This is a genomic window from Rhodothermus profundi (assembly GCF_900142415.1).
Lineage (GTDB): Bacteria > Bacteroidota > Rhodothermia > Rhodothermales > Rhodothermaceae > Rhodothermus > Rhodothermus profundi.
The window spans coordinates 209,384-221,623 of record NZ_FRAU01000004.1; the positions used below are offsets into that span (position 1 = coordinate 209,384).

Annotated in this window: 13 protein-coding genes; 1 reads left to right on the forward strand and 12 read right to left on the reverse strand. The window is 56.8% G+C overall.

Annotated features, from left to right (window positions below; translation table 11 throughout):
* Positions 1–16 precede the first annotated feature (16 nt).
* Entirely contained in the window at positions 17–2,869 is a 2,853-nt protein-coding gene (locus tag BUA15_RS07435; protein WP_072715356.1) for a glycosyltransferase family 117 protein, read from the forward strand.
* 5 nt (positions 2,870–2,874) lie between these two features.
* Here BUA15_RS07435 and ybeY read toward each other — a convergent pair whose 3' ends face one another.
* The 12 genes from ybeY to BUA15_RS07495 form a co-directional block, all read right to left on the reverse strand.
* On the reverse strand, positions 2,875–3,300 hold the full coding sequence (ybeY, locus tag BUA15_RS07440; protein ID WP_072715357.1) for an rRNA maturation RNase YbeY: 426 nt from the start codon (positions 3,298–3,300) through the stop codon (positions 2,875–2,877).
* Between the two features lie 18 nt (positions 3,301–3,318).
* Positions 3,319–3,780 carry a hypothetical protein gene (locus tag BUA15_RS07445; protein WP_072715358.1) on the reverse strand — a complete coding sequence of 154 codons (462 nt, stop codon included), beginning with the start codon at positions 3,778–3,780 and terminating at the stop codon, positions 3,319–3,321.
* A gap of 78 nt (positions 3,781–3,858) precedes the next feature.
* Positions 3,859–4,152, reverse strand: coding sequence for a cold shock domain-containing protein (locus BUA15_RS07450; protein ID WP_072715359.1), 294 nt, complete (start codon positions 4,150–4,152; stop codon positions 3,859–3,861).
* Between the two features lie 240 nt (positions 4,153–4,392).
* Entirely contained in the window at positions 4,393–5,349 is a 957-nt protein-coding gene (metF, locus tag BUA15_RS07455) for a methylenetetrahydrofolate reductase [NAD(P)H] (protein WP_072715360.1), read from the reverse strand.
* Between the two features lie 87 nt (positions 5,350–5,436).
* The gene (locus BUA15_RS07460; protein ID WP_072715361.1) at positions 5,437–5,727 is read right to left on the reverse strand and encodes a hypothetical protein; all 291 of its coding nucleotides are present in this window, start codon (positions 5,725–5,727) and stop codon (positions 5,437–5,439) included.
* A gap of 106 nt (positions 5,728–5,833) precedes the next feature.
* The gene (locus tag BUA15_RS07465; RefSeq protein ID WP_072715362.1) at positions 5,834–6,205 is read right to left on the reverse strand and encodes a cytochrome C oxidase subunit IV family protein; all 372 of its coding nucleotides are present in this window, start codon (positions 6,203–6,205) and stop codon (positions 5,834–5,836) included.
* Between the two features lie 19 nt (positions 6,206–6,224).
* The gene (locus BUA15_RS07470; RefSeq protein ID WP_072715363.1) at positions 6,225–6,905 is read right to left on the reverse strand and encodes a cytochrome c oxidase subunit 3 family protein; all 681 of its coding nucleotides are present in this window, start codon (positions 6,903–6,905) and stop codon (positions 6,225–6,227) included.
* A gap of 31 nt (positions 6,906–6,936) precedes the next feature.
* On the reverse strand, positions 6,937–8,643 hold the full coding sequence (ctaD, locus tag BUA15_RS07475; RefSeq protein ID WP_072715364.1) for a cytochrome c oxidase subunit I: 1,707 nt from the start codon (positions 8,641–8,643) through the stop codon (positions 6,937–6,939).
* Positions 8,644–8,659: 16 nt separating this feature from the next.
* Entirely contained in the window at positions 8,660–9,610 is a 951-nt protein-coding gene (gene coxB / locus BUA15_RS07480) for a cytochrome c oxidase subunit II (RefSeq protein ID WP_072715365.1), read from the reverse strand.
* Positions 9,611–9,631: 21 nt separating this feature from the next.
* On the reverse strand, positions 9,632–10,468 hold the full coding sequence (locus BUA15_RS07485; protein ID WP_072715366.1) for an SCO family protein: 837 nt from the start codon (positions 10,466–10,468) through the stop codon (positions 9,632–9,634).
* 21 nt (positions 10,469–10,489) lie between these two features.
* Entirely contained in the window at positions 10,490–10,900 is a 411-nt protein-coding gene (locus BUA15_RS07490; RefSeq protein WP_072715367.1) for a hypothetical protein, read from the reverse strand.
* Positions 10,901–10,972: 72 nt separating this feature from the next.
* Positions 10,973–12,226: a hypothetical protein gene (locus BUA15_RS07495; RefSeq protein ID WP_072715368.1), complete on the reverse strand. Its 1,254-nt coding sequence runs from the start codon at positions 12,224–12,226 to the stop codon at positions 10,973–10,975.
* Between the last annotated feature and the right edge of the window lie 14 nt (positions 12,227–12,240).

A 12,240-nucleotide genomic window follows, 5' to 3' on the forward strand; every position in this document is an offset into this window, starting at 1 on the left:
CCTAACCCCTGCCCCGATGCGACGCACCCTGATTGAGCGGCTGGTTGCCACCGCTGTTTTTCTATATGCGCTGGTTCTCTACGGCCTGACCATCGCGCCTACGGTCTCATTCTGGGACTCGGGCGAGTTTATCGCCAGCGTCTTTGGCCTGGAGGTCATGCATCCACCAGGCGCCCCCTTCTACATGTTGGTAGCGCGGCTCTTTTCAATGCTGGCCCCGTCGCGCGAGCTGGTGGCCCTGACCGTCAACTGGGTTTCCGCGCTTTCGAGTGCCGTTACGGTTCTGTTGACGCACCTGATCATTGTGCGCCTGATCCGTCACTGGCAACCGCCCGCCGACAAACGGTCGTGGACAGACGACTTTATCGCACTGGCAGGCGGGGTGGTGGGCGCCTGCACGTTCGCGGTAACCGACTCGTTCTGGTTCAACGCCGTTGAAGCCGAAGTATACGCGCTGTCCATGCTCTTTACGGCCCTGGTCGTATGGCTGGGCCTGCGGTGGAGCGAACAGGCAACGCTAGAAGTCGCTACGTTGCGGCGGGGCGGCACCCTTTCCGGGCTGGCAGCCAATCGCTATCTGGTCCTGATCGCTTATCTGTTTGGGCTGGCCATTGGCGTACATCTGCTCAGTCTCCTGGCCCTGTTTTTCGTAGCCCTGCTGGTCTTCTTTACAGAATTTGAGCGACCGGAATGGACCCCCACGCAACGAGGGCTTCGCATCCTGGGCGCCCTGGTAGTTTCTGCCCTCATCTTTCTGGCCATTTATCCGGGCATCATTCAGGAACTACCGAACTGGGCGGGCAAGAGCGGCGACCCACTGCTGTTTGGGCTGACCGTGCTGGCCCTGGTAGTAGCGGGCGTATACTACACCCACCGGCAACGTAAGCCCGCTGCTAATCTGGCCATGCTCTGCCTGGCCATGATCTTGCTGGGGTACTCAAGCTATGCGCTTATCATCATTCGAAGCAGCGTCGATCCGCCCATTGACCTAAATGACCCGGAAACGCCCCAGGCTTTCGTCTCTTACCTGAAACGTGAGCAGTACGGCGAAACCCCACTGCTGCGCGGCGCCACCTACAATAATCAGACGGGACAGATTGATCCCTCCCGCACGGTACTCTTCCCTCGCCGATGGTCACCAGATCCCAATCACCTGCGCGTTTACGCTCAGTACAGCTCCGACCTCGACTTTTTCCTGCGCTACCAGCTCGGCCACATGTACGTGCGCTACTTCTTGTGGAATTTTGTCGGCAAGGCTAGCGACGTGCAGGATGCTCCGGCCATCACCGGATTTCTGCCAGGCGAAAAGGATCTGTACTTCTTCCAGACACCCAGCGAGCGTGCTGCACGTAACGTCTACTACGCCCTACCCTTGCTGCTGGGTCTGCTGGGCATGGCATTTCACTTCAACCGTGACTGGCGGCGCGCTTTCAGCGTACTCATTCTGTTTCTCGTAACGGGCGTAGGCATCATTCTTTACTTGAACCAGACGCCCCTGCAACCCCGCGAGCGGGATTACTCCTACGTTGGCAGCTTCTTCGCCTTCAGCCTGTGGGTAGGCATCGGAGCAGCTGGTCTGTTGGAGCTTGTCCGTGACCGGCTAAAAAATCAATCGTCTGCGCTTCAACGCTTTCTGCTCGGGGGCACGGCTACCGTAATCTTTGCAGCCGTCCCTCTGCACATGTTGCTGCAAAACTACGACGACCACGACCGCTCCGGCCGCTACGTAGCCCGCGACTACGCGTGGAATCTGCTCATGAGCCTCGATGAAAATGCGATTGTCTTTACCAACGGAGACAACGACACCTATCCGCTCTGGTATCTGCAGGAAGTGGAAGGCGTGCGCCAGGACGTGCGCGTGGCCAACCTGTCACTGCTGAATACCTCGTGGTACATCAAACAGCTCAAACATCAATGGGCCCGCAAGTCAGCCCCCCTGCCCATTTCACTGAGCGATGCGCAGATCGACCGTCTCAGCGTGGTGCCCTGGAATCCACGCGAAATCGAACTCCCCGTCCGCCTGAATCCTGCCACCGAGTATGAACGCCTGGGCATTGCGCCCGAAGACAGCAGTCGCGTCATGCGGCCCATGCGCTGGCGTCTGGAAGGACGGCCCTACGCGCGTGACCTGCGTCTGCTTTATGCGGCGGACATTGCCGTGCTCGACATGCTCCGCTCCAACGCAGAAAACAACTGGGAGCGCCCTATTTACTTTGCCGTTACGGTCAGTCCGGACGGCCAGCTTAACCTGCAAAACTTCTTCCAGCTTGAAGGGCAGGCGTACCGCGTCGTGCCTATCCGGCATAACGTGACGCTTGGTCGCGTTGTCCCCTCAATTACCCTGGAGCGGCTCCAACGCTTCCGGTTCACCAATCTGGACAATCCGAACGTGTACTTTGATGAAAACATCCGCCGCATGGTGGATAATTACCGAAGCATCTTTGCCCACATTGCCGTGCAACTGGCCGAACAGGGACTGGCTGCCAAAGGAGAGGCGCTGCTCGACACCCTCATGGTACGCGTACCACTGGAGACCATTCCGGCTGATTTGCGCTCATACTACTTCTTAACGCAGGCATATCAGCAGGTCGGTGCTACAGAAAAAGCTGTAGCTATCTGGAAAAAAGCAGAACCCCTGGTGCTGTTCACGCTGCGCACGGCGCGCTCGCAACGTGAGGCTGATCTGGCGGCTCAGTTTGTGCAGATTATCCGCTTTACCTATATGATGGCCGGCGACTATGAAGCCGCTGCCGCCTTCAGCAATCGCTTAGCGGAAGTGCTGGGGGACGACAGCTTCCGCAAAACGCCTGAAGAGCTACGCCGGGAAATGGAAGAGTCGCTGTCAGCCCCCTCCCGCAACGATTCGTAGCATACCTACAGCAACCCCACAGCCTGCAAGTAGCGATCTTCCAACTGGTGCATGCGCTTTCGGTCTTCAGGGGCGGCATCGTTGTAGCCCACAAGATGCAGCAGCCCATGCACCACGTAGCGACACGCCTCCTGCGTAAAGGTAGCGCCAAATTCAGCGTGGCGCTCCGCTGCCGTATCCAGATCCACGTAGATTTCGCCTTCTACGACGCCCGGGGTCTCGGTAAGCGGAAAAGAGAGCACGTCCGTGTTATAGTCATGCCCCAGGTACGTGCGGTTAAGTTCACGCACGACCGCATGATCGGCCAGCACCAGGCTCAAATAGCGCAAACGCACCCGTTCGCCCTCCAGCACAGCCTGCACCAGGCGTCGGATTAGCCTGCGGGGCAGTCGCCGGGAAGGATGGGCGTAAACAATTTCCAGTTCTTCCATTTCCGGCCAGCGCCTTCCTCACGACTCATCCAGGTCATTGAAAAGGGTCTCGCTCATTGAGAGCGCCACACTACTCATGATCATTTCAGGAGGGAGCTGCATGAAGTCGGCCGAGAGCAACCGTTCGTGCACGTTTGCATAAAGCGAGCAGCCTACTTCGCGTTCGACGACCAGACCGCTGACAAAGCCCTGCTGTCGCCCAAAAAAGATCACCTCACCCAATTCCTGACTGGCCAGATAGCCAGTACATCCTTGAAGTTGCAGAAATGAACTGGGCGTGTAGACAGAAATCAGATTGGGAGGCATTACATTTTGCAAGGCGGAAGGGAGCGCTAAGGCGCGCTGAATCTCAAGCGTTAACCGCCGTCCACTTTCTGGATCAGCCAGCGAAAACCGAACACTGGAGCCCTCAATTTGCGGTGTTGCTGCCAGCGCAGCAGCAATCCGCTGAATATCTTCGTCCGAAAATGTGAACGCCATGACCTTATCCCTATCTTGCAGCCCCTGACTGCTGCAAGATAGCCGCACGCCAGGCGAAAAACAATGCCTGCTTAATTTTCAGGAACGACTGACGGAATGAGAACGGGAGGACGACGTTTCAGATGCATGCGCGCTTGAAGCTGCTTTGCGCTGCACTTCATCAAGCGGGACAACATTGCGCGCATGGAGCCCTTTGGGACCTTCGTGCAGCTCGAACTCGACCACCTGGCCGGTGCGCAGTGTCTTAAACCGCCGCTCGCTAATGATCTGCGAGTAGTGGACAAAAATGTCGGCGCCTCCGTCCGGGTGTACAATGAAGCCATATCCTTTCTTTGCGTCAAACCACTTGACAACGCCACGACGTGGTGCCATGGGAGGCCTCCCTCAGTCTACGCTGAACATATTTCCCATCAAAAGCTTGGCCTCCCCGTCTCTCGATGGCCGAGATGCCCGGGGACTACAGGCACAAGTCGCTGGCTACCAGTAAGATAGCCGCCGATTTTACCCTTGTCAATCTTTGCTTATTCTACACAGACGCGCCATTCTAATCAACCGATCATATAAAATTGCGCGAAAAGCGCAGGGAATGCCGACCTTTTGGCGTTAGCTTCGCTACGCCATTTTGCGCAGGTAGGCCACCACCTGGCGCACATAGTCGGCCCGTAGCATGATGTAGAAGTGAATGCAGGGGACACCTGCTTCCAGCAACTCTTCGGCCTGCCGTCGTGCCCAGGCAATACCAATCTCGGGGACATGCTCTGGCCGCGCTGCCTCCACTTCGGATGCCAATGCTTCTGGAATTTCGACGTGAAAGCGGCTGGGTAAAAGCTGCAAATGCCGTTTGCTGGTCAGGATCTTCAGCCCGGGAATAATGGGCACCTCAATACCTACCTCCCGGCATCGCTCTACAAACCGAAAGTAATGCCGGTTGTCGAAGAACATCTGGGTTGTGATATAGTGAGCGCCCGCTTCGACCTTACGTTTCAGGTGCATAATATCCCACGTCAGATTGGGCGCCTCACAGTGCTTTTCCGGATAACCGGCTACGCCAATGCAAAAGTCAGTGGGGACAGCATCCTCCAGGGGCTCCAGATAAATACCCCGATTCATATTGGTGATCTGCCGCACCAGATCCACGGCGTACTCGTTAACCGTTCGGTCGGGCGGGATAGGCTTCCGATAGTTGGGCGCATCCCCCCGCAGGGCCATGACGTTCTGAATGCCGAGATAGTGCAGTTCGATGAGCGCATCTTCGGTCTCTTCGCGCGTAAAGCCCCGGCAGAGCAGGTGCGGCACGGTCTCAATGCCAAAACGGCTTTTGATGGCAGCGCAGATCCCGATTGTTCCCGGACGTTTGCGCTTGACCCGGGGTTTCAGGGTGCCGTCTGGCAACTGCTCGTACTCCAGTTCAGCGGCATGGCTGGTAACATCGATAAAGGGCGGGTCAAACGGCATCAACTCTTCGACCACCGCCAGCACTTCATCCAGCGAACCGCCACGCCGCGGTGGAATGATTTCATAAGAAATCAGGGGACCCGTAGCTTGATCCAGAATCTCAATGACTTTCATGGCAGAGCGACTGGACCTTACAAACGCCGCCTTCTACCGCGTTCGATCGGTCAGGTTCACCCCCAACCTGCATGGCAGCCTTATCTTTCAATTGCGTCGAAGCCAGAGATCTTCCACCCAGGCTTCGGGCAAGCCATCAGAGTGCCCTTCTTCAAAATGATACGCTGCTTGCGCGACCTGTTGAAGGACTGTTGCCCGAGGGGCTGCTACATGAACGGGTGCCCGATAGCGAGGACGCACCGTCCAGCCTCGAAGCGAAAAGTCTCGATCAAAGGGGAGGGGACGCTCCGGAAAGAGAATGCGCCCGGCCGTTACCACAGCCCAGACCAGCATGAAAAACAGTATGGGCACAAAAACCAGCGCCGGCAGCAAGTACATGGCTCTGCCTGTTTTCTGTAAACACGCCTGGAGATCCCCTCAGGATCCACAAAAAAGGGCGTCGTCCGATTGTCGACGCCCTGCGTAATCCACAGGCATGTTCTGTTCAGGACCCAACCGCAGACGTTTCTACCTGCTCCATCTGCGGCCCTCGAATGGGTTCTCGGTCCAGGTTGCCGATATCGCCCCGATACAGCATATCAAGGAGCGTAAACGCCAGAAAGACGCCCACCATCAGCAGGCCGATAATAAAGGCCAGCGCATTAACCGGACGGTCATACTTAAGCCCCATGAAAAACAGCACGACAAGCGAGGCCTTGATCACGGCTATGCCGATGGCCAGCGGTACGTGCAGAAAATTGAAGACCCCGAGGTCTGCCTGGCCGGTCAGCGCCGTAATGACGGTCAGCGCTACCAGCGCGAGAAACACTTTGAGCAGCAGCGGTCGGGGAATAATGTGGTGTGTTGCGTGCGCCATGATGTCGTCTCTATCCGCGTCAGTGAATCAGGTACAGTAGCGGAAACAGGAAAATCCAGATGATATCCACCAGGTGCCAGTACAGCGCCGATATTTCGACGGGCGTGTAGTATTCGCTGCTAAAATCTCCGCGCTGCGCCCGGAGCGCAATCCAGGCCAACACGCCCATTCCTACCAGCACGTGCAATCCGTGAATGCCCGTCATCACGAAGTAAATGCTGAAGAACTGTCCGATATACGGAATTTGCAGTCCTTCGTAAGCATAGTTGCCTCCGGGGAAAATGTGGTGGTGGAATTTTTCGGAGTACTCGAAGTACTTCACCACCATGAACACCCCTGCCAGGGCAACCGTCAGCCAGAGGTTCTTCACCAGCCGTTTTTTATCGCCCAACTGCGCATAATGCACAGCCAGCGCGACGGTGTAGGACGAGGCCAGCAGCACAAGCGTGTTCAATCCACCCAATCGCCAGTCGAGCAACTTGCTGGCTGCCTGAAATACTTCGGGATGCCAGACTCGGTAGATCGCATAGGCCACAAACATCCCGCTGAAGAGCAGGATTTCAGTGGCCAGAAAGATCCACATGCCGAGCTTGGCCGCATCGAACTGCTGCTCGGCCGAAACAAAGTGATGTTGCAGATACGGCGGATGGTGCACGTGCGCCTCCGCCTGGCCAGTTACGGCTTCCGAAGCTCCTGCCATCGTAACCTCCTGCGTTGGTCGTACACTCAGTTCAGCGAGCCGATTCGGGCTGTTGCGTTTGTCCCGGAGCCGGCGCTACCGTTGCCTCCTCGCCCTGGTGTCCATTGCCAAAAATCTCCTCAGCCAGATGGTAGTCGTAGGGTCCGCGGGTAACCACCGGCGTCCGCTCGAAGTTATGCGGCGAAGGAATCCGTCCTGTATGCGTCCATTCCAGCGTACCGGCTCCCCACGGATTAGCTGGCGCCGGCCGACCTTTGAAGAGGGAGTGCACCAGGTAAGCCGCAACCAGCAATAGCCCGATGGTCAGGACCCAGGACCCTATCGTCGAGAGTTGGTGCAACGTAGTAAACTCGGGCAAGTAGTCGAAGTAGCGACGCGGCATGCCCTGCGTCCCCAGAATGAACTGCGGGAAGAACGTCATGTTGAAGCCCAGAAAGATCAGCAGCGCAGCAATCTGCGCCAGCTTTTCATTGTATAGCCGCCCGAACATCTTGGGCCACCAATAGTGCAGGCCTCCCAGAAATGCCAGCAGGCCTCCACTCACCATCACATAGTGGAAGTGTGCCACTACAAAGTACGTGTCATGCAGGGGCACGTCCAGCCCCAGCGTCCCCAGCGCAATGCCAGTAAATCCACCAATCGGAAAGACAAACAGGAACGCCAGCGCATAGAGCAACGGGGTGCGCAACCAGATGGACCCGCGATAAAGCGAGGCGATCCAGTTGAGCACTTTCACCCCCGTGGGCACGCCGATCAGAAAAGTCAGCAGAGAGAAAACGGTCGAAGCCGTGGCCGACTGCCCTGCCACATACATGTGATGCCCCCACACCAGAAAGCCCAGAAAGGCAATCGCCACTGATGAAAGCGCCACAAACTTGTAGCCAAAAATGCCTTTGCGCGAAAACGTACCGATTAACTCCGAGATAACGCCAAAGGCCGGCAGAATCATGATGTAAACCGCCGGATGCGAGTAGAACCAGAAGAAGTGCTGGAACAGCACGGGATCGCCCCCCAGAGCCGGATCAAAGATGCCGATTTGCAGAATACGCTCCAGCGCCAGCAGCAGCAGCGTAATCCCCAGAACAGGCGTAGCCAGGATCTGCACGATACTCGTTGCATAGAGCCCCCACACAAAGAGCGGAAGCCGGCTCCAGGTCATGCCGGGTGCCCGCATCTTATGCACCGTGACAATGAAGTTCAGACCTGTCAGAATCGAAGAGAAGCCCAAAATGAAGGCTCCCAGCACTACCCAGGTTACTCCCGAGCCGGTCATCGTCGAGTAGGGCGTATAAAATGTCCATCCTGTATCCAGGCCGCTGGTAACAATACCTACCAGCATCGTGAGGGCCCCCAGCCAGTAGATGTACCAGCTCGCCAGGTTGAGCCGAGGAAATGCCACGTCCTTGGCTCCTATCATGATCGGCAGGGCAAAGTTGCCCAGCACAGCCGGCACAACCGGGATCAGGAACAAGAAGATCATGATAGCGCCGTGCAGTGTAAAAACGTGGTTATAGGTTTCGGCGCTCATGATCGTCTGCCCCGGCTCAAACAGCTCCAGTCGAATCAGGACGGCCAGGATGCCTCCTACAATGAAGAAAAAGATGACAGAGATCAGGTAGAGCAGCCCAATCCGCTTATGGTCCAGCGTGAGCAGCCAGGACTTTAAGCCACGAACATGATTCAGGTAGTGGATTTCGGGCTGGGCCGTTTGCGCGGTGGCAACCGTCTGCGTAGCCATGGCACCCTCCTTAGCATTACTGCTGCTGCTTGATAAATTCGATTAGGGCGGCCACCTCACGCTCGCTCAGGGAAGCGTAGCTGGCCGGCATAACATTGGGATACCCCTGCACTACCCGAGCTCCGGGCTGCAGGATCGCTTCTCGAAGATAATTCTCATCAGCAACTGCTGTCGAACCATCCTCAAACGTCCGCGTGGACCCGAAAAGCCCTTTAAAAGTGGGCCCCACGAGACGCGACCCATCAATGCTGTGGCAGCTAAAACAGGCCTTTTCCCGATAAAGCCGTGCCCCTAACTCGGCCAGCGGCATATCTTCCGGAATGCCTGCGCTTTCGAGCCACTGCTCAAACTCCTCGCGCGGGTGCACAATCACTTTAGCCAGCATACCCGAATGCTGCGTGCCGCAGTACTCCGCGCAGAAAACGGTATACTCCCCGGGCTTGGTCGCCTCAAACCAGAGGGACGAGTAACGATCAGGCAGTACATCCTGCTTAACGCGGAAGGCCGGCACGTAGAAGCTGTGAATCACGTCCACACTGGTCATGCGGAGCTTTACTGGCTGCCCCGCCGGCACGTGCAACTCGTTGGTTGTTTTAACCCCGTTTGGATATTCAAATTCCCAGTACCACTGGTAACCGTACACCACAATCTCATAGGCATCCGGCGGAGCTGTGTACATTTTGATGAACACCCGGAATCCCCACGTAAAAACGATCAGCACCAGAATCGTGGGCACCACAATCCAGGCCAGTTCAACCACCTTCTTTTCCTTAACGGGCTCTGGCACTTCATCGCGCCGGCGTCGCCGGTAACGCACGACAAAAAACGTCATAGCGCCAACGACGCCAATAAAAATCACCGTACTCACCAGCGCCCAGAACTGAAACAGACTGTCGACTTCCGGCGCTACGGAAGAAGCGGCTTCCGGTAACCAGGCTGTACTCTGCAACAGAATCATTGCTTGCATCTTTCCGAGGTTCGCTTCTGGTTAGCCGGCTGGATGGAGCGTCTCCTGCTGGCGCCGACGTTCTCGTCGCCAGAACAAAAACAGGGTGATGCCCAGCACCACCATCGTTACAACTCCTCCCAGCCGCATGATGTTAAAGGCATTTGCCACGTAAGAATTCTCGTTAGGATCATACTGGAAGCAGTAAAGCAACACCTGATCGATGACTGTTCCCACCCTGCCTTCCGACGCTTCTACCAACGCCTTCCGCACGTCGCCCGGATCATGCTCCAGGCCGTACAGATAGCGCGAAATCTTTCCCTCACCACTTAGAAAAATCAACGCGGCAGGGTGCGCAAACTGCTGTTTTTCGGGCACCCATCGAAAGTAAAACCCCACTGCGTCGGTCAGCGCCCGGATCGTTGTCGAGTCGCCTGTCAGAAAGTGCCATCCCGCACCTGCGGCTGGCTTACCGAGCATTTCCAGGTAATGGATCTTTTGCCGGCGGGCCTGCTCGGGCGTCTCCCGGTGGTTAAAGCTGACGGCCAGCACTTCAAACTGATCACCGGGCGTCCACGACATCTGCTGGAGCGTTCTGGTCAGCCCGTCCAGCACCAGATTACAGAGCATCGGGCAGTCGTGGTACACCAGCGCCAGCAACACCGGACGCCGACCATCAAAGAACTCCCGGAGCGCTACCGGTTGCCCTTCTTCGTCAAAAAACGTCAGGTCCAGCGGAATGCGCGCGCCCAATTGCTCTTCAATGCCGACCCCCTCAAAAACAGCCAACTGCTGGCCACTTCGCTGGGCCCACGCCGAAAGCGCCCCCAACGCACTCAGACTCCACACCAACCACCACGCTTTACCCCACCACCGCATATTTTGCTGCTCTGTCTGCTACTACATACGGGTTGAGACACCGGAAGGCCTGGGAAGCGTCCAGGCCGAATCTCCACCATAGGCCTTCACCACTTCTTCCATGGCCCGATCAATGGGAATGCGATAGATGCCCTCTTCGGCATCTACAACCCCATAGCCTTCCAGTAACTGGCGCGCATGCGCCTCCGTTTCCTCCCGCAAAGGATATCGAAGCGAAGCGGCTGCGGCTTCCGCACGCTTCTGCATCTGCCATTGCGCCGCTACCACTAACATCCACACAATAATCACAATAAGCGCCACCGTCCCCCACACGAGCCGGAAGAGGTACGACGCCTGCAGGTTAGCCTCGTCCGGCTGCACCTCTGGCAGCGTCGCCTCTCCAGACGCTGCCTCCGCGGCGGCAACCTGCGTCTGTTTTTCCTGTTCGGCCATAGCTTCCGCAGATTACGAGAGATTCGAACGCACGATAATGTATCGGGTTGTCTGCTTCTATCAAAAATTCACTCAGTGCAGAGCCAGCGAACGCGCCAGGTAAGGATCGTTCTGGGGCACCAGACTATGCCGGCTGAGGCGGTAAAAGAGCAATCCGACAACGATCCCGAAAAGTCCCAGCCAGCAGGTGACATCCAACCAGTGGAACGTCAGATGCTCAGCGTGCAACACGGGCATGGCGACCCAGAACAGGTCAACCCAGTGAATGATCGCGAACCAGACGCCCATAGTCCCCACAAGTAGTGGAGTTCGCTTGGCGGCCCAGGGCAACAGAATCAGGAAAGGCAGCGCAAAGTGCCCCCAGATCAACACCTGGCTTAGCACCTCCCATCCATGCTCCAGCCGATGCCGGTACCAGAGCGTCTCTTCTGGCAGATTTCCATACCAGATCAGCATGTACTGGCTAAAAGCGATATAGGCCCAGAACGCCGTAAAGCCAAACATGAGCTTGCCCAGGTCCTGGAAGTGCGGTGCTCGCACGATGCCTGTAAGCGGCCCCCGGCGCGCCAGAATAGCGTAGCAGGTTGTGATAAAGCCGAGCGCCACAAAGAACGCTCCGGCGAAGAAGTAAACCCCGAAAATCGTTGAGTACCAGTGCGGATCAAGAGACATCAGGAAATCATAGCTGGCGAACGCCACGGTCACCCCATAGAGCGGCATGCCCCAGGCGCTCACCTTGCGTTGCTGCGCTGGAATCGACGGATCAGGATCAACGTCCTGACGCACCGACAGGGTATATAGCTTGTAAGCCAGCAGCGTCCAGATGAAGAAGTAGAAGGCAATTCGTCCCAGGAAGAAGGGTACGTTCAAATAAGCCCGTTTACCTGCCAGGATGGGGTCATATTCCGGGCTGGCCGGGTCATAGACCTCGGGATGGGTCCAGTGATACAGGTCGTGCAGGCCAAAAAGAACAGGAATAAACAGCACAATTAGTGCCGGGAACGTCCACAACAGGGCTTCCGGCAGACGACGCACGGCTACCACCCATTGCGCCCGCGTCAGGTGTTGAATCATCACAAAAAACAGCGCGCCCAGCGCCAGCGTCAGACAGAACGTCCACCCCACCAGGTAAGAGAAATAGAACTGATGTGCATCGATAACCCACCCTACCAGACTCACAATCAGCAGTCCTACCCCGATAGCCAGCGGCACCGCCCATATGCGTACGTCTTCCGGGAGACGATAACGGGGTTCTGCCTGCTCCCGCGTGGACTGCAATGGGTCCAGCAACCAGCCCAGGAAACCGTTTGCTTTCACTTCCGCCATAATGTATCTCAAAC

Coding starts and splice junctions, on each gene's coding strand:
- metF (WP_072715360.1), bottom strand. CDS start 5,349: ATGAAAGTCATTGAGATTCTGGATCAAGCTACGGGTCCCCTGATTTCT.
- BUA15_RS07450 (WP_072715359.1), bottom strand. CDS start 4,152: ATGGCACCACGTCGTGGCGTTGTCAAGTGGTTTGACGCAAAGAAAGGA.
- BUA15_RS07490 (WP_072715367.1), bottom strand. CDS start 10,900: ATGGCCGAACAGGAAAAACAGACGCAGGTTGCCGCCGCGGAGGCAGCG.
- ctaD (WP_072715364.1), bottom strand. CDS start 8,643: ATGGCTACGCAGACGGTTGCCACCGCGCAAACGGCCCAGCCCGAAATC.
- BUA15_RS07435 (WP_072715356.1), top strand. CDS start 17: ATGCGACGCACCCTGATTGAGCGGCTGGTTGCCACCGCTGTTTTTCTA.
- ybeY (WP_072715357.1), bottom strand. CDS start 3,300: ATGGAAGAACTGGAAATTGTTTACGCCCATCCTTCCCGGCGACTGCCC.
- BUA15_RS07470 (WP_072715363.1), bottom strand. CDS start 6,905: ATGGCAGGAGCTTCGGAAGCCGTAACTGGCCAGGCGGAGGCGCACGTG.
- BUA15_RS07445 (WP_072715358.1), bottom strand. CDS start 3,780: ATGGCGTTCACATTTTCGGACGAAGATATTCAGCGGATTGCTGCTGCG.
- BUA15_RS07465 (WP_072715362.1), bottom strand. CDS start 6,205: ATGGCGCACGCAACACACCACATTATTCCCCGACCGCTGCTGCTCAAA.
- coxB (WP_072715365.1), bottom strand. CDS start 9,610: ATGCAAGCAATGATTCTGTTGCAGAGTACAGCCTGGTTACCGGAAGCC.
- BUA15_RS07460 (WP_072715361.1), bottom strand. CDS start 5,727: ATGTACTTGCTGCCGGCGCTGGTTTTTGTGCCCATACTGTTTTTCATG.
- BUA15_RS07495 (WP_072715368.1), bottom strand. CDS start 12,226: ATGGCGGAAGTGAAAGCAAACGGTTTCCTGGGCTGGTTGCTGGACCCA.
- BUA15_RS07485 (WP_072715366.1), bottom strand. CDS start 10,468: ATGCGGTGGTGGGGTAAAGCGTGGTGGTTGGTGTGGAGTCTGAGTGCG.